The sequence below is a fragment of the Lysobacter sp. FW306-1B-D06B genome (genome assembly GCF_038446665.1).
Classification (GTDB): domain Bacteria; phylum Pseudomonadota; class Gammaproteobacteria; order Xanthomonadales; family Xanthomonadaceae; genus Lysobacter_J.
Window position 1 is genome coordinate 3,123,352 of the sequence record NZ_CP151802.1, and the last position, 26,182, is coordinate 3,149,533.

At 67.7% G+C, this 26,182-nt stretch carries 27 protein-coding genes, 1 tRNA gene and 1 pseudogene; 12 read left to right on the plus strand and 17 right to left on the minus strand.

The window, feature by feature from the left end; genetic code table 11:
• Nucleotides 1-41: 41 nt before the first annotated feature.
• From AAFF32_RS14430 to AAFF32_RS14465, 8 genes and pseudogenes are all read right to left on the minus strand, one after another.
• Nucleotides 42-650, minus strand: a complete 609-nt coding sequence (locus AAFF32_RS14430; RefSeq protein WP_342315556.1) for a hypothetical protein — start codon at nucleotides 648-650, stop codon at nucleotides 42-44.
• A gap of 252 nt (nucleotides 651-902) precedes the next feature.
• On the minus strand, nucleotides 903-1,607 hold the full coding sequence (locus tag AAFF32_RS14435; RefSeq protein ID WP_342315557.1) for a TIR domain-containing protein: 705 nt from the start codon (nucleotides 1,605-1,607) through the stop codon (nucleotides 903-905).
• Nucleotides 1,608-1,618: 11 nt separating this feature from the next.
• Nucleotides 1,619-1,831 carry a DUF2321 domain-containing protein gene (locus AAFF32_RS14440; RefSeq protein WP_342315558.1) on the minus strand — a complete coding sequence of 71 codons (213 nt, stop codon included), beginning with the start codon at nucleotides 1,829-1,831 and terminating at the stop codon, nucleotides 1,619-1,621.
• Between the two features lie 64 nt (nucleotides 1,832-1,895).
• A complete protein-coding gene (locus AAFF32_RS14445) occupies nucleotides 1,896-2,615 on the minus strand; it encodes a DUF4145 domain-containing protein (RefSeq protein ID WP_342315559.1) in 720 nt (239 codons plus the stop codon).
• Between the two features lie 311 nt (nucleotides 2,616-2,926).
• Nucleotides 2,927-3,289 carry a hypothetical protein gene (locus AAFF32_RS14450; RefSeq protein WP_342315560.1) on the minus strand — a complete coding sequence of 121 codons (363 nt, stop codon included), beginning with the start codon at nucleotides 3,287-3,289 and terminating at the stop codon, nucleotides 2,927-2,929.
• Between the two features lie 51 nt (nucleotides 3,290-3,340).
• Complete coding sequence (adhP, locus tag AAFF32_RS14455; protein ID WP_342315561.1) at nucleotides 3,341-4,369, minus strand: alcohol dehydrogenase AdhP; 1,029 nt, start codon at nucleotides 4,367-4,369, stop codon at nucleotides 3,341-3,343.
• A gap of 486 nt (nucleotides 4,370-4,855) precedes the next feature.
• Nucleotides 4,856-4,945: transfer RNA gene (locus tag AAFF32_RS14460), tRNA-Ser, on the minus strand.
• Nucleotides 4,946-5,168: 223 nt separating this feature from the next.
• Nucleotides 5,169-6,101 (minus strand): annotated as a pseudogene (locus tag AAFF32_RS14465) (LysR family transcriptional regulator); the annotation flags it as partial.
• 104 nt (nucleotides 6,102-6,205) lie between these two features.
• Here AAFF32_RS14465 and AAFF32_RS14470 point away from each other — a divergent pair.
• The gene (locus tag AAFF32_RS14470) at nucleotides 6,206-6,790 is read left to right on the plus strand and encodes an NAD(P)H-dependent oxidoreductase (protein WP_342315562.1); all 585 of its coding nucleotides are present in this window, start codon (nucleotides 6,206-6,208) and stop codon (nucleotides 6,788-6,790) included.
• 265 nt (nucleotides 6,791-7,055) lie between these two features.
• Here AAFF32_RS14470 and serS read toward each other — a convergent pair whose 3' ends face one another.
• A complete protein-coding gene (gene serS / locus AAFF32_RS14475) occupies nucleotides 7,056-8,348 on the minus strand; it encodes a serine--tRNA ligase (RefSeq protein ID WP_216967283.1) in 1,293 nt (430 codons plus the stop codon).
• 139 nt (nucleotides 8,349-8,487) lie between these two features.
• Between serS and AAFF32_RS14480 the strand changes: the two genes are divergently transcribed.
• Nucleotides 8,488-9,144, plus strand: coding sequence for an energy transducer TonB (locus AAFF32_RS14480; protein ID WP_216967281.1), 657 nt, complete (start codon nucleotides 8,488-8,490; stop codon nucleotides 9,142-9,144).
• Nucleotides 9,145-9,167: 23 nt separating this feature from the next.
• On the opposite strand, the gene AAFF32_RS14485 is transcribed toward AAFF32_RS14480, so the two are convergent.
• From AAFF32_RS14485 to serC, 5 genes are all read right to left on the minus strand, one after another.
• The gene (locus tag AAFF32_RS14485) at nucleotides 9,168-10,688 is read right to left on the minus strand and encodes an O-antigen ligase family protein (RefSeq protein ID WP_216967279.1); all 1,521 of its coding nucleotides are present in this window, start codon (nucleotides 10,686-10,688) and stop codon (nucleotides 9,168-9,170) included.
• A gap of 43 nt (nucleotides 10,689-10,731) precedes the next feature.
• Nucleotides 10,732-12,048: a 3-phosphoshikimate 1-carboxyvinyltransferase gene (gene aroA / locus AAFF32_RS14490; RefSeq protein WP_342315563.1), complete on the minus strand. Its 1,317-nt coding sequence runs from the start codon at nucleotides 12,046-12,048 to the stop codon at nucleotides 10,732-10,734.
• Entirely contained in the window at nucleotides 12,045-13,262 is a 1,218-nt protein-coding gene (gene hisC / locus AAFF32_RS14495) for a histidinol-phosphate transaminase (protein WP_342315564.1), read from the minus strand. The genes aroA and hisC overlap by 4 nt, the downstream gene beginning before the upstream one ends.
• A complete protein-coding gene (gene pheA / locus AAFF32_RS14500) occupies nucleotides 13,259-14,440 on the minus strand; it encodes a prephenate dehydratase (RefSeq protein ID WP_342315565.1) in 1,182 nt (393 codons plus the stop codon). The genes hisC and pheA overlap by 4 nt, the downstream gene beginning before the upstream one ends.
• Nucleotides 14,441-14,554: 114 nt before the next feature.
• Complete coding sequence (gene serC, locus AAFF32_RS14505) at nucleotides 14,555-15,640, minus strand: 3-phosphoserine/phosphohydroxythreonine transaminase (RefSeq protein ID WP_342315566.1); 1,086 nt, start codon at nucleotides 15,638-15,640, stop codon at nucleotides 14,555-14,557.
• A 184-nt stretch (nucleotides 15,641-15,824) separates the two neighbouring features.
• On the opposite strand from serC, the gene msrP reads away from it, so the two are divergent.
• Nucleotides 15,825-16,793 (plus strand): protein-methionine-sulfoxide reductase catalytic subunit MsrP, encoded by a 969-nt coding sequence (gene msrP / locus AAFF32_RS14510; protein WP_342315567.1) that lies wholly within the window; start codon nucleotides 15,825-15,827, stop codon nucleotides 16,791-16,793.
• 165 nt (nucleotides 16,794-16,958) lie between these two features.
• Nucleotides 16,959-17,588: a protein-methionine-sulfoxide reductase heme-binding subunit MsrQ gene (gene msrQ / locus AAFF32_RS14515; protein WP_342315568.1), complete on the plus strand. Its 630-nt coding sequence runs from the start codon at nucleotides 16,959-16,961 to the stop codon at nucleotides 17,586-17,588.
• Here the strand turns inward: msrQ and AAFF32_RS14520 are convergent.
• A complete protein-coding gene (locus AAFF32_RS14520) occupies nucleotides 17,573-18,373 on the minus strand; it encodes an FHA domain-containing protein (RefSeq protein WP_216967265.1) in 801 nt (266 codons plus the stop codon). The two genes, msrQ and AAFF32_RS14520, sit on opposite strands and share 16 nt — an antisense overlap.
• A gap of 83 nt (nucleotides 18,374-18,456) precedes the next feature.
• On the opposite strand from AAFF32_RS14520, the gene AAFF32_RS14525 reads away from it, so the two are divergent.
• The gene (locus AAFF32_RS14525) at nucleotides 18,457-18,732 is read left to right on the plus strand and encodes a polyhydroxyalkanoic acid system family protein (protein WP_216967263.1); all 276 of its coding nucleotides are present in this window, start codon (nucleotides 18,457-18,459) and stop codon (nucleotides 18,730-18,732) included.
• Nucleotides 18,733-18,735: 3 nt separating this feature from the next.
• On the opposite strand, the gene AAFF32_RS14530 is transcribed toward AAFF32_RS14525, so the two are convergent.
• Nucleotides 18,736-19,431, minus strand: coding sequence for a hypothetical protein (locus AAFF32_RS14530; RefSeq protein ID WP_342315569.1), 696 nt, complete (start codon nucleotides 19,429-19,431; stop codon nucleotides 18,736-18,738).
• Nucleotides 19,432-19,594: 163 nt separating this feature from the next.
• On the opposite strand from AAFF32_RS14530, the gene AAFF32_RS14535 reads away from it, so the two are divergent.
• Both AAFF32_RS14535 and AAFF32_RS14540 read left to right on the plus strand, forming a co-directional pair.
• Entirely contained in the window at nucleotides 19,595-20,896 is a 1,302-nt protein-coding gene (locus AAFF32_RS14535) for a patatin-like phospholipase family protein (RefSeq protein WP_342315570.1), read from the plus strand.
• 64 nt (nucleotides 20,897-20,960) lie between these two features.
• Nucleotides 20,961-21,851, plus strand: a complete 891-nt coding sequence (locus AAFF32_RS14540) for an NAD(P)/FAD-dependent oxidoreductase (RefSeq protein ID WP_342315571.1) — start codon at nucleotides 20,961-20,963, stop codon at nucleotides 21,849-21,851.
• A 137-nt stretch (nucleotides 21,852-21,988) separates the two neighbouring features.
• Here the strand turns inward: AAFF32_RS14540 and AAFF32_RS14545 are convergent, their stop codons facing one another.
• Nucleotides 21,989-22,618: a response regulator transcription factor gene (locus AAFF32_RS14545; RefSeq protein ID WP_254201251.1), complete on the minus strand. Its 630-nt coding sequence runs from the start codon at nucleotides 22,616-22,618 to the stop codon at nucleotides 21,989-21,991.
• A 455-nt stretch (nucleotides 22,619-23,073) separates the two neighbouring features.
• Between AAFF32_RS14545 and AAFF32_RS14550 the strand changes: the two genes are divergently transcribed.
• The 5 genes from AAFF32_RS14550 (at nucleotide 23,074) to AAFF32_RS14570 (ending at nucleotide 26,010) form a co-directional block, all read left to right on the plus strand.
• Complete coding sequence (locus tag AAFF32_RS14550; protein WP_254201249.1) at nucleotides 23,074-23,430, plus strand: hypothetical protein; 357 nt, start codon at nucleotides 23,074-23,076, stop codon at nucleotides 23,428-23,430.
• Between the two features lie 188 nt (nucleotides 23,431-23,618).
• On the plus strand, nucleotides 23,619-24,107 hold the full coding sequence (locus AAFF32_RS14555) for an AraC family transcriptional regulator (protein WP_216967251.1): 489 nt from the start codon (nucleotides 23,619-23,621) through the stop codon (nucleotides 24,105-24,107).
• 438 nt (nucleotides 24,108-24,545) lie between these two features.
• Entirely contained in the window at nucleotides 24,546-25,370 is an 825-nt protein-coding gene (locus tag AAFF32_RS14560; protein WP_342317281.1) for an alpha/beta hydrolase, read from the plus strand.
• Between the two features lie 228 nt (nucleotides 25,371-25,598).
• Nucleotides 25,599-25,844, plus strand: coding sequence for a helix-turn-helix transcriptional regulator (locus tag AAFF32_RS14565; RefSeq protein WP_216967249.1), 246 nt, complete (start codon nucleotides 25,599-25,601; stop codon nucleotides 25,842-25,844).
• The gene (locus AAFF32_RS14570; protein WP_342315572.1) at nucleotides 25,822-26,010 is read left to right on the plus strand and encodes a LuxR C-terminal-related transcriptional regulator; all 189 of its coding nucleotides are present in this window, start codon (nucleotides 25,822-25,824) and stop codon (nucleotides 26,008-26,010) included. Before AAFF32_RS14565 ends, AAFF32_RS14570 begins: the two co-directional genes overlap by 23 nt.
• Nucleotides 26,011-26,182: the final 172 nt, after the last annotated feature.

Sequence of the window (26,182 nt, forward strand, 5' to 3'; positions counted from 1 at the left end):
TGCGCTCCGCTTACCCGGGCTACCTCGGCTGGATAGTGGGCCTATCCATGCCTTGCAATGAATGCTTGAAGGTCCTTCTCTGAGCGCCAAGTTGCGTATGCGATAAATAGCTGAAGACCTAGCCCAGCAAGCATCATGCACGCAAGAACGAGCAGGGCAACGACATGCGATGACGTAAGCAACCCCGAGATAATCGCGAGCACAAATGCGACTTGAGCGATTAGCGCGGTAAGAACGCTGTTCTCGTTGTTGTCTTTGCTAGCCATATGAGCGATAGGCGCGGTGGCCGCGCCATAAGCCCAAAGAAGATACGGAAGGCCCGCGTCTTCACCGATGCGGGATGCAAAGAAGATGTACATCCCGGCGCACCATGCCGTCATTACCGCGAATGTGTAAAGCATGTTCAATGCGCCGAACGCTAGAGCTCCTGCACCCCACCCCTTCTTCGTGAATCCGATAATTGGAGCTACGAGCAACAGGCTCGGCATCAAAGCAATGCTGATAATGAAGGAGCCGCCAAAGGCAAAGACCAATCCCCAACCAATGGCCCCCCATGAGCCAATGATCGCAAGCCAGATTCCAGCCACGACACCACCAAGCATGTTTAGCACCATCAGTGCGACGGCACCTACTTCTAGTAGTCTTTTCATTCCTTCCCCCGAAGGATCGCGACGTTGCCGCCAACTCACTCTATGGGAGTGAGCAAGGCGTCACAAGACGTATCCAGACTCTTGCGGGCGTAAAGCCCTCCCTTGGAAGCCAATGCGGCAGGGGAATCACCGACGCGGCTCACCCGGGCTCGGCCAGCCAGCGTAGCCCGGGAAGACCGTAGGCCGCACCCGGCATGCACGCTACCGATCACGACAAGCCCCGGGGCGCTCCGCTTACCCGGGCTACGCTGGCTACAGATTCGCCAAAGAAATCGGGTAGCCCTGAGCCGCCATCTCCTTCGCTAGAAGCGGCCCTGCATCCTTTTGCAGGTTGTCCTTGAAGGGGATATAGAGCAAGCCTTGAATATCTGACGGACGCTCCATGTTGTCCTGCTGCTTCATGAGAATAGCGACGTTCTTGCGGCCGAGCAGCGTGAGCATCATGCCAAGTTCCATCACAACATTCTGACGAGCACGAAAGGCCTTCTCGTCATCATGTCCGGCGCGATAGCCCTCGTCATCAGGCGTAGCAAGCACCACGGCGAACCTCACTTCCGCAGTGTACTTTTCCAGCTTCTCGATGATGGTTTGACCCTCCGACGGAAGCTGATCCAGGATCAGCGGCTCCAGCCTCCAACGACGCAGCATTGCCTCAAGCTCCGTTCGAGCCGTTGCATCGTGCCCGTAGACGACAAACACCTTACTTAGGAGTGGCTTGGCAGCAACGCCATATTTCGGTGCGGGCGCGGCTGCGGCCGGCACTGCTTGCAAGCCGAGGCATGCCTTCACCGCATCTTGGTTCTTGCCCTGAACATTGAAAGTTCCGGTGTGGTAGCTATTAACGATTGCACCATTCTGCAGACGGAGCTGCGTGCCGGTGCCATTTGCAAGCGCCGCCTCATTTGCAATCTGGAAGTTACCTGCATGAAGGCAAGCCTTGATCTCATCGAGCGTCATCGACAGTTCTCCTAGTTTCCCCAGATCGCCTTCTTGGCAGCCTCGCTCAAGACATCTACGACGATCTCACGCACACCGAACGCAACCGAACTTCCGACCTTCGCCATCACCTTCTTGAAGCGGAGCGATGCGACTTGAGTCTTGGGGCCGTCCTTGGTCAACTCCGCGAGATCGGCCCGAAACTGCTCCAGCCAGCGTAGCCCGGGTAAGGCCGCAGGCCGCACCCGGGATGCACGCTGCCGATCACGACAAGCCCCGGGGGCGCTCCACTTACTTGGGCCACGCTGGCTACCTCGCTGGCTGCGCCTGAGACGTTTCAGTAGTCGCGTCCTCTAGAGGAACTCGACCCGCAGCTCTTAAGGTCTCAAGCACGGTCTCCCGATCATCGTATAGGTCCTCCAGAATTCGCTGCGCGTATTTCTGGGCAACCGCAACGTCTTCGAGGTTAATCTCAACCCAGTCTTCATGCAGGACATCGTTTCCGAGAGCCCGAATGTCCTCGTGAGCACGACGCTGCCGAGCCGCCGTGATAGCGCCATCTTTTGCCGCCATATCGATCTGTTGCGCGAGCGAAGTGCCACGCGCCACCTTGCACCCGTTCGCGCGAAGCGTCTTGTCGAGCACTGAACGAAATAGCCCCGCCGCTGCCCTAAAGCACTGGGCATCCATGCATCGCTCGGCCTCGCGAAACTCACGGGCTATTCCGTCCGGAACGGCTTTGGGTAAGGCGAGACTCTCCGCGCACTCTGGATAGAAGGACTCTAGCTTCGCGTAAGCCGGATAGTCATTGTTGTAGCTTGAAGTCACTCCGATTCCACCACGTCCACAACCGGCGCAGCGAAACAGCCTGTAGTCGTAAACTCGGTCGCGGCTGGAGCCATGACCCTCAACGACTTGGCGCACACTTCCATAGGGTTTGCTCTGGACGAGCCACTCGAACGAGCTGAAAGCTCCGTTGCACCCCGGGCACCGTGCAGTAATAGTGCCGAGTTCATTGATGCGCGCCATATAGCGACCTCCTCCTTTCCACCTCAAGAATACTCGCCGGCCAGCCCAGCGTAGCCTGGGTAAGACCGCTGGCCGCACTCGGGATGCATGCCTCCGATCAACGCAGCTCGGGGTGCCTCCGCTTATCCGGGCTACGCTGGCTGATCGGGCTACGTTGGCCTTGCAGCCAGCGTAGCCCGGGTAAGGCCGCAGGCCGCACCCGGGATGCACGCTTCCGATCACCGCAGACCCCGGGTGCGCTTCGCTTACCCGGGCTACGACGGTTCGACGATCATGGTCGCCTACACTCAGCCGTCGAACCCGATTGACAGCTAATAGAAGCCGGCAAAGTAGGACCGATCACCTTGGTCACGCTCGATACGCATGTTGGCGCCGTCTTCGTCCATGGTGACAACGCGGCATGAATCCCCCTTGGCGAGGCTCGAAGACGTGTAGGCAAATGCAACGCTCCAACCGGTCTGCCCGCCTCTTCGTCCCACCCTGGCACCTATTGCCTTCGGCTGCAGCGTGTTGTGGCGCTGCTGCAGCACTTGGCTCCGGGTACCGCTGGGCTCGAATGGCTCAAGATAAAGTGGCGTTTTCGTGATCTGCTCGGGCGGAAGGGCGGTGTACCCGCTCTCGGCGACGAACTGCTCGGCCAGCGCGACAGCGGCCCTCTGGGTCAGTGCTTCCATGGTCTCTAACCCTTTCTCGATGTAAGCGCAGGACCGCGTTGGTCGGCGCCCCTACGCCGCCATATCAAGCACGATGCGCCCTTCGATCTCGCCCTTGCGCATGCGGTCGAAGATGCCGTTGATGTTCTCGAGCTTGTCGGCGGCCACGGTTGCGGCGACCTTGCCTTGCGCGGCGAACTCCAGCGATTCCTGCAAGTCGAGCCGGGTGCCGACGATCGAGCCGCGCACGGTGATGCCGTTGAGCACCATGCCGAAGATGTCCAGCGGGAAGCTTCCCGGCGGCAGGCCCACCAGCGACATCGTGCCGCGACGCCGCAACATCCCCAGCGCCTGTTCGAACGCCTTGGGCGACACCGCGGTGACGAGCGCGCCATGCGCGCCGCCGATCTCGCGCTTGAGGTAGGCAGCGGGATCGGTGGTGAGTGCGTTGACCGTGACCGTGGCGCCCAGGCGCCGCGCCAGTTCCAGCTTGTCGTCGTCCACGTCCACCGCGGCCACGTTGAGGCCCATCGCCTTCGCGTACTGCACCGCCATGTGGCCCAGGCCGCCGATGCCGGAGATCACCACCCAGTCGCCGGGGCGGGTGTCGGTCATCTTCAGGCCTTTGTAGACCGTGACGCCGGCGCACAGGACCGGCGCGATCTCGACGAAGCCGATGCCCTTGGGCAGGTGCCCGACGTAGCCGGCATCGGCCAGCACGTATTGGGCGAAACCGCCGTTGATCGAATAGCCTGTGTTGCGTTGCTGTTCGCACAACGTTTCCCAGCCGCCCAGGCAGTGTTCGCAGAAACCGCAGGCCGAATACAGCCACGGGACGCCGACGCGATCGCCCTCCTTGACGTGGCTGACGTTGGCGCCCACCGCCACGACGTGGCCCACGCCCTCGTGGCCGGGAATGAACGGCGGCGACGGCTTCACCGGCCAATCGCCCTCGGCCGCGTGCAGATCGGTGTGACACACGCCGCAGGCTTCGACTTTCACCAGCACGTCTCCGGCGCCGGGTCGCGGCACGGGGACTTCCTCGATCACCAGGGGCTGGCCGAATGCGCGCACCACCGCCGCTTTCATGCTCCGGTCCATCGCTCGATCCTCGGGGGAAAGGTCGGGCTCCAACTTTACGCCGATCGTGTGGGCCGTACGTCGGGCGGCCTGCCGCATCAGGCGGGTTAGCCCGCGTAGCCTGGGTAGGGCCGCAGGCCGCGCTCGATATGCACGTTTCCAATCTCCGCAGAGCCTCGAGGCGCTTCGCTTACCCGGACTACGCGGGTTCGGTAATCGTGAATCACTGCAGGCGATCCGCATGGGTTGGCCGATGCGCGGAGATGTCCCGCGTGCGTGCGCCGGAGGTCGCCTGGCTGACAGGCGATGGGGTCCCGGCCTTCGCCGGGATGACGGGATTACGCGTGGCCGGTCACGTCTTTGGGCCATCGCTGCGCGCGAGCAACGGCCAGATGGATTCCAGCTTTCGCTGGAATGACGAGGTATGGCGATGGTGAGACGCGGCGAGGACAAGCTTCGGCGAAGTGAAGCGGGATGATGCGGGCGACGCGGCCGCCTGATCGGAAGTGGCGGAGAGAGTGGGATTCGAACCCACGGAAGGTTTGACCCTTCGGCGGTTTTCAAGACCGCTGCCTTAAACCACTCGGCCATCTCTCCGTTTTGATGCGCTTTGCGGCACGCGCTTTGCCGTCGTCATCGCGTGGCGGGGCTCGGTTACGCGTGGCGTTTCCGAGGATCCGGGGCGCCAAAACGCTGCGGCCCGCGCGATGCGGGCCGCATTCTCTCATGCTTCGGTGACGATCCGGGGCGCCGGCGCGGCGACGGCGGGCGGCGAAAGCTTCGCGGCGTCCTCCGGGCAGGGCTTGCCCTTGATCTCGCTGCATTGCAGGCGGGCGGATTCGACCAGGCCCGGGGCTTTCTCGGCGATGAAGTCGATGAAGACGCGCACCGCCGGCAGCAGGCCGCGGCGCGAGGCGAACACGGCGTGGAAGATGCCCTGCGGCAGGCGCCAGTCGGGCAGCACGACTTCCAGTTCGCCGCGGCGCACGGCTTCGGCGCAGATGGTTTCCGGCAGCAGCGTGATGCCCACGCCCTGCTGGGCCAGCTGCATCAGCATGGGGAAATCGAAGCCCATCACGCGCGGCTTGAGTTCTACGCGGCGCACGTCGCCGTCGGGTCCGTGCAGTTCCCAGCGCTGGCGTGCGTCGTCCTCGCTCATGCTGAGGGTGACGTGGTCGCCCAGTTCGTCCGGATTCTTCGGGCGGCCCATGCGCTTGAGGTAGTCGGGGCTGGCGACCAGCAGTTCGGCGATCTGGCCGAAGCTGCGCATCACCAGGCTGCCGTCGTCGTCGAGCTTGGAACGCACGCGCAGGGCGACGTCGATGCCTTCGTTGATGATGTCCACGCGGCGGTTGCTGACCAGCAGCTGCACGCGCACCTGCGGGAAGCGGGCGAGGAATTCCGGCAGCAGCTTGGGCATCTGCTGCTGCGCCATCCCCACCGGGACGCTGACGCGGATCACGCCGCGCGGTTCGGCGCTGAGGCGATCGACGACCTCGTGCGCGGCCTGGGCCTCGGCGAGCATCGACTGGGCGTGGCGGTAGACGCTGTTGCCGACGTCCGTCACGGCGAACCGGCGGGTGGAGCGCTGAAGCAGGCGCACGCCCAGGTCGGTCTCCAGCTGGCTGATGCGGCGGCTCAGACGGGACTTGGGGATCCCCAGGGCGCGTTCGGCCGCGGCGAAGCCGCCGTGCTCGACCACCATGGCGAAGTAGTACAGGTCGTTCAGGTCCTGCATGGCGATAATTCCAATTCCGGAACGGTTAGTGACATTTGACCAGATTTATTCCACTACGGCAACGACCTAGATTGGCCTCCGACCCGGCATCCCGCCGATCGTTCCATCCGAGGCCCATCATGAAGCTCCTGCATCTCGATTCCAGTGCCCTTGGCACTAATTCGGTCACCCGTGAACTGACCGCGGCCGTCGTGGCCCGCTGGCAGGATGCCGTCGCCGACCTCTCCGTCGACTACCGCGACCTGGACGCCGACCCGCTGCCGCACCTCACCGGCCGCTCCCTCGCCAAGGCCGACCCGGCCCAGGCCGAAGCCGATGAGGCGACGATGCAGCAGTTCCTTGCTGCCGATGTAGTGGTGATTGGCGCGCCGTTTTACAACTTCAGCATTCCGTCCACGCTCAAGGCGTGGATCGACCGCGTGGCCGTGGCCGGCCGCACCTTCCGCTACACGGCCGAAGGCAAGCCTGAAGGCCTGGCCGGCGGCAAGCGCATGGTGATCGTCAGCGGCCGCGGTGGCTTGTACGGCGATGCGAGCCCGGCGGACTTCCAGGAGGCCTACCTGCGCCAGGTGTTCGGTTTCCTGGGCGTGACCGACGTGGAGATCATCCGCGCCGAGGGCGTGGCCTATTCCGACCAGCACCGCGCCGATGCGCTGGCCGCTGCGCACGCGTCCATCCGTTCCCCTCTGGCAGAAGCAGCCTGAGGGAGCGTGACGCCGGCCCACCCCTCCCCGCTTGAGCCGGTAAACGCGACGGGCCCGCATTGCGGGCCCGTTTTTTATTGCGCGTTCGATGAGGGCGGTGTTCTTAGCCCCTGCCCCATCGGGAGAGGGGTTGGGGTGAGGGGGAACGGAGTGTGTTCGGGAAACCACGAGCGCGGCACGGCACTGATGGTTCACCCAAGCGTCTTCGTTACCCCTCATCCGCCCTTCGGGCACCTCCTCCCGAGGGGAGAAGGGAAAAGCGGGATCAGGCGATCCGCTCGGCGCCACCCATGTACGAACGCAGCACCTCCGGCACGGTGATCGAGCCATCCGCGTTCTGGTAGTTCTCCATCACCGCGATCAGCGCGCGCCCCACCGCCGTGCCCGAGCCATTGAGCGTGTGCACCAACTCCGGCTTGCCGGTGGTCGGGTTGCGCCAGCGGGCCTGCATGCGGCGGGCCTGGAAGCTCTCGCAGTTGGAGCACGACGAGATCTCGCGATAGGTGTCCTGCGAGGGCAGCCAGACTTCCAGATCGAAGGTCTTGGTCGCGGCGAAACCCATGTCGCCCGTGCACAGCAGCACGCGGCGGTACGGCAGGCCGAGCTTCTCCAGCACGACTTCGGCGCAGCGCGTCATGCGCTCGTGCTCGGCGTAGCTCTCTTCGGGCCTGGCGATCGTCACCAGTTCGACCTTCTCGAACTGGTGCTGGCGGATCATGCCGCGCGTGTCCTTGCCGTGGCTGCCGGCTTCGGCGCGGAAGCACATGGAATGCGCGGTCATGCGCAGCGGCATCGCGTCGGCTTCTACGATCTCGTCGCGCACGATGTTGGTCAGCGGGACTTCGGAGGTCGGGATGAGGTAACGCTTGTGCGCGGTCTCGCCGTCGCCGACGGCCGTGGCGAACAGGTCGTCCTCGAACTTCGGCAGCTGGCCGGTGCCGCGCATGGAGTCGGCGTTGACCAGCAGCGGGACGCTGGTTTCCTGGTAGCCGTGCTCGTTCGTGTGCAGGTCGAGCATGAACTGCGCGAGCGCGCGGTGCAGGCGCGCGAGCTGGCCGCGCAGCACGGTGAAGCGCGCGCCGCTGAGCTTGGCGGCGGTGTCGCCGTCGAGCCAGCCGTTGCGCGCGCCGAGTTCGACGTGGTCCTTGACCGGGAACTCGAACGTGCGCGGCGTGCCCCAGCGGTGCTGTTCGACGTTGTCGTTCTCGTCATTGCCCTGCGGCACGGATTCGTGCGGCAGGTTGGGCATGGTCAGCGCGATGGCTTCGATCTCGCCGCGGATCGTCTCCAGGCGTACTTCGCTGGCCTTGAGTTCGTCGCCGAAGCCGGCGACTTCGGCCATCAGCGCGCTCACGTCCTCGCCCTTGGCCTTGGCCTGGCCGATCGCCTTGGAGCGCGTGTTGCGCAGGTTCTGCAACTCCTGCGTGCGCACCTGGATCTGCTTGCGCTCGGACTCCAGCGATTCCAGCGCGGCGGCGTCGAGTTCGTAACCCCGCGTCTGGCGCAGGCGCGCGGCGAGTTCGGCGGGGTTCTGGCGCAGCAGGGTCGGATCGAGCATGGGGGCGTGGCGCGTAACGAGTGATCGAAGTCGCGATTATCGCGTGTAACTGCACCTCAGAGCGACCGATTGCCGAAACGTTCACGTCGTTCCGGGCGCGTGTCGTCAGAATCCGGAGAGCCTTCCGACCGGATCCCGCATGTCCGCACCCGCCCCCGCACCGCACCGTCCCGCGTTTGCCCTGTCCGATTGGCTGCCTTCGGGACGCTCGTTGCTGTGGGTGCTGCTCGCCTTCGTGGTCGGGTTGGTGCTGTTCGCGCTGGTGCTGTCGATCGGGCGCCGCGACCGCGACACCTTGTTCCGCGCCGGCCCGGCACCGACGGCCGACTCGCCGCGTTACGCCCCCCTGCCCGCGCCGCTGCCGGCGCAGCGCGACAACGCCAGCGGCATGGGCGCGGCCCCGCCCGCGCCAACGCCGGGCGAAGGCGAAGAACGCCCGCGCCTGGTCGAAACCCGCCCGGAGACACCGCCGCCAACCTTGCCGCGCCCGGTCGAAGCGCCTGCGCCGACCGGCGTGCCGACGCGCCCCGAACCCATCACAGGCCAGACCCCGGCCCCGCGCTACCCGAACCAGGCGCTGCGGCGCGGCGAAAGCGGCACGGTGATGGTGCGCGCGCAGATCGGCCCGGATGGCGTGCCGCGTGATGTCGAAGTGGCCAACACCAGCGGCTCGCGGCACCTGGACCGCGCGGCCGTGGATGCGGTGAAGCGCTGGCGCTTCCGCCCGGCGATGCAGGGCGGCCAGCCGACCGCGGGCACGGTGATGGTGCCGATCAGTTTCCAGGCGCAACGCTGACGGGGCCGGGTCAGCCCCGGCACTCACCCTTCGCGGGCGCGGCGTTCGCGCATGAGCCCATAGGCCATGCAGCAGCCGAAGATCAGGCCCAGCGGCGCGCGCGAGTATTCGAACCGCCACATCAGCGAATCGAAGTTGTTGGCGATCAGCACGATGCCGACGCAACCGGCCATGCCCCAGAAGCTGGCCGTGGAGACGATGCCGGTGCGCCAGGCCAGCCAGAGTTCGCGCATGAGCAGCGCGAACACGGCGAACAGCAGCGCGCCGCCGATCAGGCCCATGCCGACGAGCGCATCCAGATAGGCGTTGTGCAGGTGGACGAAGCGTTCGCCGGTGGGCAGCTGGGCGCGCTCGATCAGCACCGGCACGGTGTCCAGGCCCCAGCCCAGCCACGGGCGTTCCAGGAAGCGCTCCATGCCCATCCGGTACAGCAGGACGCGGATGCCGACCGCCTTGTTGCCGGGGATCGTGGTGTCCAGTCCGTCGATGTCCGGCGGCAAGGCCGTGGGCGAGGCGGGCTGCGCCTTCGCAGGCGCGGCGTTTGGCGCAGGAAGACGGGCAGCCGTTCCGCCCGGTGCGACATCAGGGGGTGATGCCGGCGGCGACGCGACTTCGCCCTTCCCCTCCAGCATCGACTCGACCCAGCTCGGCAGCATCTGGTGGGCGCCGTCGAAACGCATCGCGAAGATCCGGTGCGCGGCAACCAGCAGCAGCACCGAGGCGACCGCGGCAAGCAGCAGCGGCTGCCACGGCAGCGGGCGCCGGCGCGGCCCGCGCGTGAGCGAGTAGCCCACGATGGCCAGCGGCACGGCGATCAGGAACGACAGCCAGGCCCCGCGCGACTGCGAGAACAGCAGCACGCAGAAGCTGCCGACGTAGGCCAGGAACGCCACCAGCAGCATCCACGACCGCCGCGATCCGCGCGGCAGGTCGCGCCAGATGCCGATCAGCAGGCACAGCGTGAGCCAGCCGCCCACCGCCGCGATCATGCCGCTGAGGTTCTGCGAAATGCCGAAGCGCGGCCGCACTTCGCCCGACCAGATGGCGGGCATCTCGTTCCAGGGCATGTGGTAAAGCACCGCCCCGAGCAGGCCCAGGATCAGCACCGTGAGCATCGTGGGAATCGCCCGCGGATACACCGACAGCCACCAGCCGATCACGCAGCACTGCGCACCCACGCGCAGCATCTTGCCGACCTGGGACAGCTGGTTCTTCCACAGGATGTCCGGGGACGACCACGCGATGTACCCCGCGTGCAGGATCATGAAAACCGCCAGCACCCCGAGCATCCGTACCGCCGGATGCGCCGCCAGTTCGCGCCACGGCCGCGCGCCGGCCAGCACCATGGCGCACAGCGCCACGAAGGTGCCGTACTCCGGGTGACTGGTGAGGTCGTTGATGGCGAAGAACGCCTGGAACGCGATGCCCGCCAGGGCCACCCACGTCAGCAGCGGCGAGATGCCGAGCGCGCGCGGGGACTCCTGGAATGGAACTCGACCACCGCGTTCATCGCGCGCGTCGGGATCGGGGACGGGTTGGGGCACGTAGGTCGGGAACAGGGGGAAGATTGGCAGCGGTGAGTCTAAGTCACGCGCCGGGGGCCAACCAGATACCGCTATCACGGGCCAGCGTGTCGAATCCCGGGAACGAGGTCGCGACGTTGGCGACGTCGCCGATCCGCACCTCGCCCGCCGCCCGTTGCGCGGCCACGGCGAAGCTCATGGCGATGCGATGATCGCCGTGGCTGTCGACCTCGCCCGCCCGCAAGGGGCCCGGCACGATGGTCGCCCCGTCCGGGTGCTCCTCCACGTCCAGCCCCAGCGCGCGCAGGCCCTGCGCCATGGTGGCGATGCGGTCGGACTCCTTGACCCTCAGTTCGGCGGCGTCGCGGATGGTGGTCGCGCCTTCGGCGCAGGCCGCCGCGACGAACAGCGCGGGGAACTCGTCGATCATGTCCGGCGCCAGTTCGCCATCCACTTCGATGCCGTGCAGCGGGGCGTAACGGACGACCAGGTCCGCCACCGGCTCGCCGCCCTGCTCGGTCGCGTTTTCCTCGCGGATGTCGGCGCCCATGCGGCGCAGCGCGGTGAGCAGGCCCGTGCGGCGGGGGTTCATGCCCACCGCCTGCAGGCGCAGTTCCGAGCCCGGGACGATGCTGGCCGCCACGAGGAAGAACGCCGCCGACGAAAAATCGGCCGGCACGTTGACGTCGGTGGCACGCAGCACGCCGCAACCGGAAAGCCGGGCGAAGCCGGGCGAGAACGTGATCGGCCAGCCGAACGCCGCCAGCATCCGCTCGGTGTAGTCGCGGGTGGGATGCGGCTCGTGGACGATGGTGTCGCCGTTGGCGTACAGGCCGGCGAGCAGCAGCGCGGACTTCACCTGCGCGCTCGCCACGGGCAGCGTGTAGTCGATGCCCTGCAACGCCTGGCCGCCGTGGATGCGCAGCGGCGGCAACCCGCCCTCCTCCGCGTCGATGCGCGCGCCCATCCGCGCCAGCGGATCGATCACCCGCCGCATCGGCCGCTTCGACAGCGATGCGTCACCCACCAGCACGCTGTCGAACGCCTGCCCCGCCAGCACGCCGGCCAGCAGGCGCATGCCGGTGCCGGCATTGCCGCAGTCCAGCGGCGCGGCGCTGGCGCGCAGGCCGCGCAGGCCGACGCCGTGGACGATGCGTTCGCTCGCGCTGGGCGTTTCGATGCGCACGCCGAGTTGTTCGAACACCCGCGCCGTGGCGCGCGTGTCCTCGCCTTCCAGGAAACCGCTGACGCGCGTGACGCCTTCGGCCAGCGCGCCGAGCATGATCGCGCGGTGCGACACGGACTTGTCGCCCGGCACGCGCACGGTCCCGCGCAGCGGCTGCCCGGGGCGTGCAATCCAGTGCTGGGTCGAGCCGCTCACGCGCGCACCTCGTCGATGGCGGCGAGCAGCCGTCGGTTTTCGTCGGCATCGCCGACGGTGACGCGCAGGCATTCGGGCAGGCCGTACCCGCCCATCGGACGCAGCACGACGCCGTGGGCGGTGAGGTCGGCCTCGATCCGCACCGTCTCCGGCCCGAAGCGCACCAGCACGAAATTCGTCTGCGAGGGATACGTGCGCAGGCCGCGTTGCCCGAACGCTTCGGCCAGCGCGGCGCGTTGTGCGGCATTGCGCTCGCGCGCCGACAGCAGGTGTGCCTGGTCGCCCAGCGCCGCTTCGCAGGCGGCCAGCGCGGGGCCGTTGACGTTGAAGCTCTCGCGCAGACGCTCCATTACCGCGACGAGTCCCGGCGCGCCGATGAGGTAACCCACGCGCAAGCCCGCCAGCCCGTACGCCTTGCTGAAGGTGCGCGTCAGCGCGAGGTTGGAATGCGCAGCCAGCAGCGGCAGTGCGGTGGCGACATCGGCCTCCGCGTCGGCCATCTCCGCGTACGCCTCGTCCATCACCACGATCACGTGCGCGGGCACCTTCGCCATGAACGCCGCGAAGGCTTCGCGGCCGAACCAGGTGCCGGTCGGGTTGTTCGGATTGGCGAGGTAGACCAGCTTGGTGCGCGGCGTGATCGCGGCGGCGATCGCGTCCAGGTCGTGCCCCAGCGGCATCGCCGGATGGTCTTCCGGCAGCGCTTCGACGACCACGCGCTGCGCGCCGGCCGCCTGCGTGGCGAGTGCGAATACGGCGAAACCGTAACGCGAGAACACCACTTCATCGCCCGGTCCGGTGAACACCTGCGCCAGCTGCATCAGCAGTTCGTGCGAACCGTTGCCGAGCAGGATCTGCGCGACGTCCACGCCGTGTGTCTTCGCCAGCGCGCGCTTGAGGTCCGCGCCCAGCGGATCGGGATAACGGTGCAGCGAGCCCAACTGGTAAACGATCGCCGCGCGTGCGGCCGGCGACGGGCCGTAGGGGTTCTCGTTGGAACCCAGCTCGACGAGGTTTTCCTCGCCGGCCGCTCCCGGCATCCTGCCTCCCGCGGCACTTGCACGTCCCTGTGCGGCGAACCTGCGCCGCAACGCGACCAGGTCGTGCCCCGGATCGTAGGCCTTCAAACCCTGCACGCCGCGCGAGGCGCGCGCGGCGAACCAGGCTTCGTCGCGGACCGGTTGCCCCGCGTCGTCGTCGCGCACGGCATTCATGCGATGGCCACCGGGTAGGAACCCAGCACCTTCACTTCCTGAGCGTAATCGGCCAGTCCGTCGAGCGCGCGGCGCATGGCGTCTTCGTGCACGTGGCCGCTGATGTCGATGAAGAAACCGTACTGCCACAACCCGGTGTGGCCGGGACGGGATTCGATTCGGTTCATGCTCAGGCCGTGCTTCGCGAACGGCTCCAGGACGTGGTACAGCGCGCCGGGCTGGTCCTTGATGAACACCAGCAGCGAGGTGCGGTCGTTGCCCGACGGCGGGAACAACTCGCGGCCGATGACGAGGAAGCGCGTCGTGTTGTCCGGACGATCCTCGATGGGCCCGGCGATCGACTTCAGCCCGTACACGCTGGCCGCGCTGATGCCGGCGATGGCCGCCGCGTCGTCGGCACTGCGCGCGCGGCGGGCGGCTTCGGCGTTGCTGGCGACGGCGATCTTCTCCGCCTTGGGCAGGTACTGGCGCAGCCACGCCTTGCACTGCGCGAACGACTGCGGGTGCGAGTACACGCGCTCGATGTCTTCCAGGCGACCGGCGCGCGACAGCAGGTGCTGGTGCACGCGCAGCTCGACTTCGCCGCAGATCTTCAGCTGGGAGGTCAGGAACATGTCCAGCGTGGACTGGATCGTGCCCTGCGTGGAGTTCTCCACCGGCACGACGCCGAAGTCGGCGTGACCGGCCTCCACTTCCTGGAACACCTCTTCGATGCTCGACAGCGGCAGGCCGTGGATCGAATGGCCGAAATGCTTGTAGACCGCCTGCTGCGAGTGCGTGCCTTCCGGGCCCAGGTAACCGATCTTCAGCGGCTCCTGCTGCGCAAGGCAGGCGGACATGATCTCGCGGAACAGGCGCACCAGCACTTCGTCGTTGAGCGGACCGTCGTTGCGGTCGACCACGCGGCGCAACACCTGCGCCTCGCGTTCGGGGCGGTAATAGTCGACGGCGGCGGCGAGCTTGCCCTTGGCCTTGCCGACCTGGTTGGCGAACTGCGCGCGCTCGCCGATCAGTTCCTGGATGTGCCGGTCGATGCCGTCGATGCGCTCGCGCAGCATCGCCAGGTCGAGGGGTGCGACATCGGGTTTGGACGCCGGGGCGGCGGCCTTCTTCGACGCGGGCTTACGCGCGACCGCGGGGGCAGTCTTCTTCGGGGTCTGGTCGTTCTTCTTGCTCATGGGGCCTACCTGTCCTGTTTCGCAGCCCGGATAAGGCCGAAGGCCGAATCCGGGGATCGCGCGCATCGGCGCGCCCGTCCCGGGTGCGCTGCGCTTACCCGGGCTACGTGTGGATCATCCGTATCGCGTCTGGAAGTCGCGCATGAAGTCGGCCAGCGCCTGCACGCCGGCCTCCGGCATCGCGTTGTAGATCGAGGCGCGCATGCCGCCGAGCACGCGATGCCCCTTCAGTGCGATCAGGCCCGCGGTCGCCGCCTCCTCGAGGAACGTCGCGTCCAGCGCCGGATCGTGCAGGAAGAACGGCACGTTCATGCGCGAGCGCGCGGCGGGCGCGACCTCGTTCCGATAGAACCCGCCGGAGCCGTCGATCGCGTCGTACAGCAGCGCCGACTTGCGCGCGTTGCGGCGCGCGAACTCGGCCACGCCGCCTTCGGCCAGCATCCACTTGAACACCAGGCCGGCGAGGTACCAGTTCCAGGTCGGCGGCGTGTTGAGCATCGAGTCGTTCGCCGCGTGCGACTTGTAGTTGAAGATGTCGGCGCGCGGCTGGCCGGCACGCTCGAGCAGGTCGCGGCGCACGATCACCACCGTCACGCCGACCGGGCCCAGGTTCTTCTGCGCACCGGCGTAGATCACGCCGAAACGCGAGACGTCCACGGGTTCGGCGGCGATCGAGGAGCTGAAGTCGGCGAACAGCGGCGCATCGCCGACGTCGGGAATGTCGCGGAACTCCACGCCGTGGATGGTCTCGTTAGCGGTGTAATGCACGTACGCCGCGCCGGGCGTGAGGCGCCAGTCGTGGCGCGGCGGGATGTCGCGGAAACCGCCGGCCTCGCCGTCGGCCGCGACGCGTGCATCGACATACGGCCGCGCCTGCTTGATCGCCGTCTTGCCCCAATGGCCGGTGACGACGTAATCGACCGCCTCGCCCGGCTCGGCGAAGTTGAGCGGCAGCAGCGCCTGCTGCGTGGTCGCGCCCCCGGCCAGGAAGAGCACGGCGTAGTCGTCGGGAATCGACATCAGCGTGCGCAGGTCGGCCTCGGCTTCGCGGGCGACTTGCATGAACTCCGGCCCACGGTGGCTGATCTCGACGATCGACGCGCCCACGCCGTTCCATTCGAGCATCTCCGCCTGCGCCTGGCGCAGCACCGGCTCGGGCAGGGTCGCGGGGCCGGCACTGAAGTTGTAGGCGCGTGACATGAAAGCTCCGGTCAGCAAGGCGAAGAAGGGGTGAGCGGCCAAGTATGCCGCACTGCAGCAGCCTGCGGATTCATGGTTTCCACGGCAACTTTTTGCACATTCGGCCCCTCTATAGTGCAAGCGTCGGCGCCCACCGCCCGACCGCCCTCCCCCAAGGGTCTCCAACGCGAAAACCGGAACGACCATGTCACTGCGCGATGCCCTGAAGATTCCCGCCGCCGAAATCACGGACGAATCGGTCTACCGCGAACGCCGCCGACTGCTCGCGGCCTTCGCCACCGTGCCCGCGCTCGGCCTGTCGGGCTGCGTGGACGCCGAACCGCCGCCTCCGCCGAAGGTCGCGATCACGCCCGCGCAGGCGCGCTCGGGCTTCCGCACCGACGAGACGCTCACGCGCCTGGAGGACATCACCACCTACAACAACTTCTACGAGTTCGGCACCGGCAAGGCCGATCCGTCCAAGGCGCCGCGCACGCTGCGCACGACGCCGTGGACGGTCGCCGTCGGCGGTCATTGCGCCAAACCCGGCAAGGTTTCGATGGAGGACCTGCTCAAGGGTTTCACGCCGGAGGAACGCGTCTACCGCCTGCGCTGCGTGGAAGGCTGGTCGATGGTGATCCCGTGGCTGGGCGTGCCGCTGGGCAGCGTACTCAAGCGCTTCGAACCGACTTCGCAGGCCAAGTACGTCGCCTTCACCACGCTGGCCGACCCGCGCCAGATGCCGGGCGTCGCCTGGCCTTCGCTGGACTGGCCGTACAAGGAAGGCCTGCGTATCGACGAGGCCATGCATCCGCTGACGCTGCTGGCGACGGGCCTGTACGGCAAGCCGCTGCCGCAGCAGAACGGCGCGCCGCTGCGTCTGGTGGTGCCTTGGAAATACGGCTTCAAATCCATCAAGTCGATCGTCGCCATCGATTTCGTCGAGAAGATGCCCGAGACCGCCTGGCACGAGGCGCAGCCCAGCGAGTACGGGTTCTTCTCCAACGTCAATCCGAACGTCGACCACCCGCGCTGGAGCCAGAAGACCGAACGCCGCATCGCCGGCACGGCGAGCAAGCTGTTCGCCGAGCGCATTCCCACGCGCATGTTCAACGGGTACGCAGACCAGGTCGCAGGCCTCTACAGCGGACTCGACCTGAAGAAGTGGTTCTGAGCTTGCGTCGCCGTCACGCCCTTCATTTCGTCATCCCCGCGCAGGCGGGGATCCAACTCCAAGCCCGATCACGCTATCCGCACAGCGTGATGCGTCGGATAGTTGGATTCCCGCCTTCGCGGGAATGACGGCTCACCCAAACGTCATCACCATCGCCATCGAAGAATGCCGCTCCCATCCCGCGCTCTTACTGTCGCCAAAACCCTGGTCCACGCGCTGGCACTGACGCCGGCGGCGATCCTGGCGTGGCAGATCCGCGAGGAATTCCTGACCGGCAGCGGCGGACTGGGCGCCGATCCGGTGGCGGAGATCGAACACCGCCTGGGCCTGTGGGCGCTGCGGTTCCTGATGCTCACCCTGGCGATCACCCCGCTGCGGCAGATCACGGGCCAGCCGGTGCTGCTGCGCTTCCGCCGCATGCTGGGGCTGTACGCCTTCGCCTATGCGACGCTGCATTTCGGCGCGTACCTGGTGCTGGACCTGCGCGGCTACTGGACGCAGATCTTCGAGGAGATCGTGAAGCGCCCCTACATCACCGTCGGCTTCACGGCGTGGCTGATGCTCCTGCCGCTGGCGTTGACCTCCACGCAGGCGGCGATCCGCCGGCTCGGCCGCAATTGGGCCAAGCTGCACCGACTGGTCTATGCCATCGCCGTGCTGGCGGTGCTGCACTTCTGGTGGCTGGTGAAATCCGACGTGCGCGAACCGGCGCTGTACGCCGGCATCCTCGCGCTGTTGCTGGGCTGGCGCGTATGGAACAGGGTTCGTAGAAGCCGGATTCAGCGCGCGCCGTAAAGCAGCAGCAGGCTGAGCGCGGCCGACAGCAGGATCGCCGCCAGCAGCAACCACGGAATGCGGCGCGCGGAGGACTTCACCGTCTGCGGCGCGCGCGTGGGCTCGACCTCCGCCTCGCGCGGCTTCGGGGCCGGCGCGGCGGCATCGGGTGCGACGGTGCGCTGCATCGGCGCTTCGACCACGAACCGGTGCTGGCTGCCGAACACGATCTGGTCGCCGGGCTGCAGCAATGCGTGCCGCACCGGCCTGCCGTTGACCAGGCTGCCTTCGACCGAGCCCATGTCGCGCAGGATCACGCCATCGGCGTGGGCCTCCAGGCGTGCATGGCGTTCAGCGAAGCTGGGATCGTTGACGCGGATGTCGCTCTCGCCGGCGCGTCCGACCAGGCGCGGCGTTTCCAGGGTGAAGCTGCGTCCGTGGTGCGGGCCGCCCACACCGCGCAGGAGCATGCGCGTGTCGGTGCCGCCGCTGAAACCGTAGTCGGCCGGAGCCGGCAGCGGATCGCCCGCAAGCAGCAGCAGTTCCATGCCGTCGACGAAGATCGCATCGCCCACGCGCAGCATCGCCATGCGTCGCACGGGACGGCCGTTGACGTGCAGGCCCGGCGCGCCATCGCGCACCTGCAACCACACGCCGCGACGATCCACGCACACCTGCGCGACGGCATCGTCGACCGGAACTTCCGCGAGCGCACCCTGCCGGTCGTAGCCAATGGCATGCACACCCGGGCTGAGAGCCAGGTCGGCATGTTCACGGTTCTGGAAGCGCAGGCGGAGGGCAGTCACGTCCGCGCAATCTAGCATGCGAATCCACACTTGGATGGAGGGGTGGCCGCGCGCACAATACCGGCCACTTCGGGAGAGCCTACATGTCGAACATCGATATCCGCCACGCGCACTCGCTGTCGCCCGACCAGGCGCGCCAGGCCGTGCAGGAAGTGGCCGCAAAGCTGGCCGACCGCTTCGGCATGACCTACGACTGGAGCGGCGACACGCTCAACTTCAATCGCAGCGGCGTGGACGGCCACATCGCCGTGGCGCCGCAGGAACTGCACGTCACCGCCAAGCTGGGTTTCCTGCTCAGCACGATGAAAGGGCCGATCGAGGCGGAGATCCGCCGCGTGCTCGACGAACGCTTCACCTGAGGCTTACCTCATCGCCCCGTCGAACGGATCGGGGTCGTAGTCGAACAGGCGGCGCGAGATCTCGCGTTCGTCCTGCTCGATCTCTTCGATGAAGCGCCGCGCGTCGCCGAGGCGATCGAACGCGGCATAGCCGCGCTCCAGGAACCCCTGCAGTTCCGACAATCCCGCCGCACGCGCCGGCGCGCGCGACAGGCGCAGCAACATCGCCACGCCCGGCAGCCCCAGCGCATGACTCAGGCCCAGGCCGACGCGGGCGATCAGGTCGATCTGGTAGGCGCGCAGGCGCGGCAGGCCGGCGGCACGGTAGGCGCGTGCGTACACCCCCGCATCCAGGCGCCGGCGCGGGCCGCCCATGGCCTGCAGCACCTGCGCCATGCGCAGGTCCAGCGCGTGCGTGAGCAGGCCCAGTTCGATCGCGTCGGCCACCGTGTCCAGCAGGTTGGCCGGCAGCAGCCGCTGCATCATCGGCAGGACGCGGGCGATGTCGGCGTCGCGCTGGGCGAAGTCGTGTTCGTTGTAGACGTCGGTCAGGAAGAACTGCGCGGCCGGGCGACGCCGGGGATCGCGCAGGAAGCGGTCGAAGCTGACCTCCAGCCGGCGGGTCTGCCAGCGGCGCAGTTCGGGCAGCCAGGGCAGCTCGTTGCGCGGTTCCAGGGCCGGGTCGTGCAGGGCCTGGTGCTCGCGCAGCAACCGGTCCAAGCGCTCCCGCAGCGGGCGGTCCTGCGGTCGACGGCGGGCTTGGCTCGGGCGCGGCGGCATCGCGGCCGATGATCGGCGGCCGGCGACGGCCCCGCAAGCGCCCTGCGACACGGCCCTCGCGCCGGACGGCTACACTCGGGCGAATTCCGTCGAACGTGCCCGCATGCTGTCACTTCATTCCGCCCGGCAACGGGCGCGCGCCCCCTCGGAGCGCCCGGCCCGCATCGGGCTGGCGATCGCCGGCGGTGGGCCCATCGGCGGCATGTACGAGCTCGGGGCGTTGCGCGCGCTGGACGAGGCCCTGGACGGCCTGGACCTCACGCGCCTGGACAGCTACGTGGGCGTGAGCAGCGGCGCCTTCCTCGCCGCGGGCCTGGCCAACCGCATCGGCACCGACGAGATGTGCCGGATCTTCATCACCGGCGACAGCACCGACGTGCAGTTCCGGCCCGAGACCTTCCTGCGTCCGGCGATCTTCGAATACCTGCGCCGCGCCGCCAGCCTGCCGCGCCTGGCGACGCAGTGGTGGCAGGAGCTGCTGTTCTCGCGCAACGAGTCGCGCTGGTCGGACCTGCTCATGCATTTCGGCGCGCTGGTGCCGACGGGCCTGTTCGACAACGCGCAGGTCGAGCGCTTCCTGCAGGACGTGTTCTCGCGCCGCGGCCGCAGCAACGACTTCCGCGAACTGGGCGTGGACCTGTGCGTGGTCGCGGTGGACCTGGACAGTGGCGAGGCGGTGAAGTTCGGCACGAAAGGCCTGGACGACGTGCCGATCTCGGTCGCCGTGCAGGCCAGCGCCGCCCTGCCCGGCCTGTACCCGCCGGTGCAGATCGGCGGCCGGCATTTCGTCGATGGCGCACTGCGCCGGACGATGCACGCCTCGGTGCTGCTGGATCGCGGCGTGGACCTGATGATCGGGCTCAACCCGCTGGTGCCTTTCACGCAGGACGGCACGGGCCTGCCGGTGAGCCACGAGCGCAGCCTCGCCGCCGGCGGCCTGCCGGCGGTGCTGTCGCAGACGTTCCGCACGCTGCTGCAGTCGCGCATGCAGGTGGGCCTGGCGCGTTACGCGCAGCAGTACCCCGACATCGACCAGCTGATCTTCGAGCCCAATGCCGAAGACGCGGAGCTGTTCTTCACCAACGCCTTCAGTTTCTCGGCGCGGCGGCGCATCTGCGAGATCGCCTACCGCAACACCATGGCCGACCTGCGCCGCCGCGCGGCGGAGCTCACGCCCGTGCTGGCGGCCAATGGGATCGCCCTGCGCATGGACGTGGTGAACGACGAAACACGCTCGGTGCTCGACGGCCTGGCACGACCGCCGCTGGACAACGACGCCACCGCGCGCCTGCGCCGCGCACTCGACGATGTCGACCATCTGGTCGAGGAACGTCGGCCCAAGCCCCGCGCGAAGCCGCGCCGCACGCGACCGCGGGCCCACGTGCCGCCGCGCCACGCCCCGTAACGTCGCCTGCACGCCGTCGATGCTGCGATGCGTTCCCACGCATCGCGACAGGACATCGGGCGGCATGAGCGCGACCCTCGACTGCATCGTCGTCGGCGGAGGCCCGGGCGGGCTGACCGCCGCGACCTATCTGGCGCGCTACCGGCGCAGCGTGCGCGTGTTCGACACCGGCTGCACGCGCGCGGCCTGGATTCCCAAGAGCCGCAACTGCCCGGGTTTCCCGCATGGCGTCGGCGGACCGGAACTGCTGGAGCGCATGCGCGAACAGGCGCGCACGTTCGGCGTGGAGACGGTCGAGTCCGAGATCACCGCGTTGCATCGCGATGCGGAAGGCTTCCTCGTCCGCCACGACGATCGCGAGCTGCGCGCGCGCTACGTCATCCTCGCCACCGGCTGCGAGGACGTGGCGCCGGACTTCGACGGCCTCGAAGCGGCGGTGGACTGCGGCGCGGTGCGCATGTGCCCGATCTGCGACGCCTTCGAAGCCATCGACGCCTCCATCGCCGTGCACGGTCCGGCCGACACGGCGGCCGCGCACGCGCGCTTCCTGCGCACGTATTCGTCGAAGGTCACGCTGGTGCCTTCGACGCCGGACATCGCCGACGAGGTGCGCGCGGAACTGGCGCGCGACGGCATCGAGCTCACCACTGTCCCCGCCACGCTCTCGTTCGACGGCAAGCGTTGTGCGTTCGAACTGGACGGGCGTGCGCGCGCGTTCGACGTGCTCTATCCGATGATGGGCATCATCTCGCGCTCGTCGCTGGCCGTCGGCGCGGGCGCGGACTGCGACGACGAGGGTGCGCTGATCGTCGATCGTCACCAGATGACGTCGGTGAACGGGCTCTACGCCATCGGCGACGTGGTGAGTGCGTTGAACCAGATTTCGGTGGCGACGGGGCATGCGGCGATCGCGGCGACGCATGTGCACAATCGGTTGGGGGCGAACTTCGCCTGAGGTCCTGAGCCCCTCTCCCGCTTGCGGGAGAGGGGCTGGGGTGAGGGCAAGCGAGCGGACTCGGACCCGGCGAAGAGCACTCCCTCATCCGCCCTGCGGGCCCCTTCTCCCGCAAGCGGGAGAAGGGAGCGGCTCCTCTAAACGTCCAGAATCCCACGCTTCAACGCGATCGTCACCGCATGCGTGCGGTCGTTCGCGTCGAGCTTGGCGAGGATCGACTTCATGTGGGTTTTCACCGTTTCCTCGGAGATGCCCATCTGCGCCGCGATCACCTTGTTGGAGCGCCCGCCGGCCACCTGCCCCAGCACTTCGACCTCGCGCGAACTCAACGCATCGTCAGCGACGTGGGTGGCGATCTCGTTGGCGATCTCCGGCGGAATGCTGCGCCGGCCCGCGTGGACCTGGCGGATCGTGTCGAGCAGGTCCTTGCGCAGCATGCTCTTGAGCAGATAGCCCATCGCGCCGGCCTTGAGCGCGCGCAGCGCCTGCACGTCGCCGCGGTAGGTGGTGAGCACGATGATGCGCGCCTGCGGGAACTCGCCGGTGATCGCGCGGATCGCTTCGACACCGCCGACGCCCGGCATCTGCAGGTCCATCAGCGTGATGTCGGGCTGCCATTGGCGGAACTGCGCGATGGCCTGCTCGCCGTCGGTCGCCTCGGCGATCAACTGCATGTCGCTTTGGCGCGCGACGACGGAGGCCACGCCTTCGCGCAACAACGGGTGGTCGTCGACGAGCATGATGCGAATGCGCGAATCAGGGGTCATGACGCGGCTCTCTCGACGCCGGGACGGACGCCGGTTCGCGGTGCGCGACGGGCATCCGCGTGGGGCGCGGGCGCATAGGCTAACCCGGCCCGCGCCGTGGACTCGATGCCCGGGCCCGAACCGGCCCGCTCCGGCAAGACATCCCCTCTCCCCTTGCGGGAGAGGGACAGGCCGCCGAAGGCGGCCAGGGAGAGGGGTGGGACGCACAAGCACGCGCTACGTGCGCGCCCTCTTCCGGCGCTTCGCGCCCCCTTCTCCCCCGAGGGGAGAAGGGAAAGGCAAACATCGCACTCCGTTTGCGGCGACGCCCTGCCCCCCGCGACCCTCGCCTGCGCGGGTCGCGGGCGCGCACGGCGGCGCCATCCCCCGAAGGAGGGAGCCGCGATCCACCACGCTGCGGTTATCCACGGTCCGACGGCGGGGTTAGCGTGTCCGGCGTGCAACGTCTCTACTCCATGTTTCCCCAGGGATGGCCGGGCGTGGGCCTGTTGCTGCTTCGCGCCGCGGTCGCCACCGGGCTGCCGGCGCAGGGACTGGTCGCCTCCACGGCGTCCGAATCACCGCTGGCGCAGATCGCCGCGTGGACGATCGGTGCGATGCTGCTGCTAGGCGTGCTGACGCCGTGGGCCTGCGTGTCCTACATCGCCATGGTCATCCTCGCGCTGTCCCATGCCAACACCGGGACGGCCGCGCCCGTGGTCCTCAGCGGGCTCTGCGCGGCCGCACTGGCACTGCTGGGACCGGGCGCGTACTCGATCGATGCCTGGATGTTCGGACGGCGCGAACTCCGGCTTCCGGGCGAACGCGACTGACCGCACGCGGCGGCGGCACACCTTCGCCCGCGCGCCGCCGCGCCACACCCCCCGATGGAGGGATCGCCTTCACGCTCCATCCGGGGTTCCGTGGCGAAGATACCGGTAACACCATGGACGGGACACGACGCTCAGTCCCGCGCCATGCCCTCCGTGGCGCGGGGCACCCGACCCCACCGGAGTGCGCCATGGAACACCTTGCCAACGATCGTGCCGTGTCCTGCGAGACCGGACGCGGTGCCCTTGAATTCACCAGCGCCTTCCTCTCCCCGGCGCAACCCGCCGCGCAGCCACCGTTGCGGCCGCCGTTGCGCACCGGATCGGGCACGGGGCTGAGCGACAAGGCGCTGGAACGCACGATCGCCTACATCCACGCCAACCTGTTCGACAACCTCTCGCTCGGCGACCTGGCACGCATCGCCTGCGTGAGCCGGTTTCATTTCGCCCGCATGTTCCGCCTGCGCACCGGCTTCAGCCCGATGAAATACGTGCAGAGCCAGCGCATCGAACGGGCCAAGCACCTGCTGCGCCACGACGACGCGAACATCTCCACGATCGCCGCCGCACTGGGCTTCTTCGACCAGAGCCATTTCAGCCGTGTGTTCCGCAAGGTCACCGGCGTATCGCCCGGCCGCTACGCGCAGCGCGACACGCGTGCGCGCCAGGCGACGGGCTGAACCCGAGCACGAGGCGGGACCGGCAGCCTCCCCTCCCCCGGCGGATCCAAGCCGCTGTCGGTCCCGCCGTCTTGCGTGCGTTCGTGGCGATTCGACGAACGTCCAAGGCGAGTCCGCACAATCCTGCAAGAGCAACACGCACCGCTTTGCGACGCTGCGACCACGATGCGCCCGGCGTGTCGTCGCGATGTCGTCCTTCCATCCGTCATCCAGGAGAACGTCATGCCGTCCTCACCGATCGATCCGTCGATCGATGCGCCGATCGAGACTGCGATCGGAAAGCCGATCGACGAGGCGCGAAGAAGGTTGCTGATCGCCGGCACCGTGATGGCCGCCGGCGCCACGCTTTCGCTGTCGGCGTGCAGTTCGTCGGAAGCACCCACCGCCACCGCGCCGCAAGCCTCCACGCCTTCCCCCACCCCCGGAGTGATTCAATCCATGAGCACCTTCACCACCAAAGACGGCGTCGAGATCTACTACAAGGACTGGGGCACCGGCCCGGTCGTCGTCTTCAGCCACGGCTGGCCGCTCGATGCCGACAGCTGGGAATCGCAGATGTTCCACCTGGCCAGCAACGGTTTCCGCTGCATCGCCCACGACCGCCGCGGCCACGGCCGTTCGAGCCAGCCGTGGGACGGCAATGACATGGATCATTACGCCGACGACCTCGCGCAGCTGCTCGACAAGCTCGACGTGAAGGACGCCACGCTGATCGGCTTCTCCACCGGCGGTGGTGAAGTCGCGCGTTACATCGGCCGCCACGGCACCGCGCGGGTGAAGAAGGCGGCGCTCGTGTCCGCCGTGCCGCCGCTGATGGTGAAGACCGATGCGAACCCGGGCGGCCTGCCGATCTCGGTGTTCGACGACATCCGCAAGGCCTTCCTCGCCAACCGCTCGCAATTGTTCCTCGACATTCCGTCGGGACCGTTCTTCGGCTACAACCGGCCGGGCGCGAAGCCATCGGAGGGCGTAATCCAGGCGTGGTGGATGCAGGGCATGCTCGGCGGCCACAAGAACACCTACGACAGCATCAAGGCGTTCTCCGAAACCGACTTCACCGAAGACCTGAAGAAGTTCAACGTGCCCACGCTGATCATCCACGGCGACGACGACCAGATCGTGCCGATCGACGCCGCGGGACGCGCTTCGGCCAAGCTGATCAAGGACAGCAAGCTGATCGTCTACGAGAAGGCCCCGCACGGCATCACCGACACGCACAAGGACCGTCTCAACGAGGATCTGCTGGCGTTCGTGAAGTCCTGACGTCCCGGGCTTCGTAATCGCAGTGCCTGGCGCCGCGCGGAAACGCGCGGCGCTTTGCGTTCCGGCCATGCCGTCGCGTGCGGCGCCGCGCTGTCCCCCAGTGGCCACCGGCGGCGTTGGACCCCAGGCAGGGGATCGCCGGCGACGTCGGCGATGCACCAACGCAGCGCCCTTGCACACCACGATCCGGCCAGCGAAGGCCGGACGCGACCGCAAGGGACCTGCGCCATGGAGGCACTCACCGCGAGGGAGCGCGAAGTCCTGCGGCTGACCGCGCACCATCTGCGCGTTCGCGACATCGCCGGGGTGATGAAGATCAGTCCGTTCACCGTGCGCAAGCATCGGATGAACCTGTGCGCCAAGCTCGGCCTGACCGGCACCGCGCAACTCGCGGCCTATGCGCTGCGACAGACGGCCGGCGTCCTGCCGGCATGGAACTTTCCGGATGCCCGTGCCGGCGCTGACCCTGCGTGAGCGCGAAGTCGCCGACGCGGTGGCGCGCGGGCTCACCAGCAAGCAGATCGCACGCGCGTTCGACGTGAGTCCTCGCACGGTGGAAAAGCATCGCGAGAACGCGATGCGCAAGCTGGGGGCGATCAGTCTTTCGCAGCTGATACAGGCGGTGTGGGAGATGGGGTAATGCGAGCGATGGCGAAGCGTCCCCCCTCTCCCCTTGCGGGAGAGGGAGGCTCGCAAAGCGAGCCAGGGAGAGGGGTGGGGCCGCTGTAGAGAAGCACGCACTTCGCGCGTCCCCTCTTCCGCCCTTCGGGCACCTCCTCCCGCAAGGGGAGAAGGAAAAGCAAATACACCCC

Coding starts and splice junctions, on each gene's coding strand:
- AAFF32_RS14430 (WP_342315556.1), bottom strand. CDS start 650: ATGAAAAGACTACTAGAAGTAGGTGCCGTCGCACTGATGGTGCTAAAC.
- AAFF32_RS14435 (WP_342315557.1), bottom strand. CDS start 1,607: ATGACGCTCGATGAGATCAAGGCTTGCCTTCATGCAGGTAACTTCCAG.
- AAFF32_RS14445 (WP_342315559.1), bottom strand. CDS start 2,615: ATGGCGCGCATCAATGAACTCGGCACTATTACTGCACGGTGCCCGGGG.
- AAFF32_RS14450 (WP_342315560.1), bottom strand. CDS start 3,289: ATGGAAGCACTGACCCAGAGGGCCGCTGTCGCGCTGGCCGAGCAGTTC.
- adhP (WP_342315561.1), bottom strand. CDS start 4,369: ATGGACCGGAGCATGAAAGCGGCGGTGGTGCGCGCATTCGGCCAGCCC.
- AAFF32_RS14470 (WP_342315562.1), top strand. CDS start 6,206: ATGAAGCTCCTGCATCTCGATTCCAGTGCCCTTGGCACTAATTCGGTC.
- serS (WP_216967283.1), bottom strand. CDS start 8,348: ATGCTCGATCCGACCCTGCTGCGCCAGAACCCCGCCGAACTCGCCGCG.
- AAFF32_RS14480 (WP_216967281.1), top strand. CDS start 8,488: ATGTCCGCACCCGCCCCCGCACCGCACCGTCCCGCGTTTGCCCTGTCC.
- hisC (WP_342315564.1), bottom strand. CDS start 13,262: ATGAATGCCGTGCGCGACGACGACGCGGGGCAACCGGTCCGCGACGAA.
- pheA (WP_342315565.1), bottom strand. CDS start 14,440: ATGAGCAAGAAGAACGACCAGACCCCGAAGAAGACTGCCCCCGCGGTC.
- serC (WP_342315566.1), bottom strand. CDS start 15,640: ATGTCACGCGCCTACAACTTCAGTGCCGGCCCCGCGACCCTGCCCGAG.
- msrP (WP_342315567.1), top strand. CDS start 15,825: ATGTCACTGCGCGATGCCCTGAAGATTCCCGCCGCCGAAATCACGGAC.
- msrQ (WP_342315568.1), top strand. CDS start 16,959: ATGCCGCTCCCATCCCGCGCTCTTACTGTCGCCAAAACCCTGGTCCAC.
- AAFF32_RS14525 (WP_216967263.1), top strand. CDS start 18,457: ATGTCGAACATCGATATCCGCCACGCGCACTCGCTGTCGCCCGACCAG.
- AAFF32_RS14535 (WP_342315570.1), top strand. CDS start 19,595: ATGCTGTCACTTCATTCCGCCCGGCAACGGGCGCGCGCCCCCTCGGAG.
- AAFF32_RS14540 (WP_342315571.1), top strand. CDS start 20,961: ATGAGCGCGACCCTCGACTGCATCGTCGTCGGCGGAGGCCCGGGCGGG.
- AAFF32_RS14545 (WP_254201251.1), bottom strand. CDS start 22,618: ATGACCCCTGATTCGCGCATTCGCATCATGCTCGTCGACGACCACCCG.
- AAFF32_RS14550 (WP_254201249.1), top strand. CDS start 23,074: ATGTTTCCCCAGGGATGGCCGGGCGTGGGCCTGTTGCTGCTTCGCGCC.
- AAFF32_RS14555 (WP_216967251.1), top strand. CDS start 23,619: ATGGAACACCTTGCCAACGATCGTGCCGTGTCCTGCGAGACCGGACGC.
- AAFF32_RS14560 (WP_342317281.1), top strand. CDS start 24,546: ATGAGCACCTTCACCACCAAAGACGGCGTCGAGATCTACTACAAGGAC.
- AAFF32_RS14565 (WP_216967249.1), top strand. CDS start 25,599: ATGGAGGCACTCACCGCGAGGGAGCGCGAAGTCCTGCGGCTGACCGCG.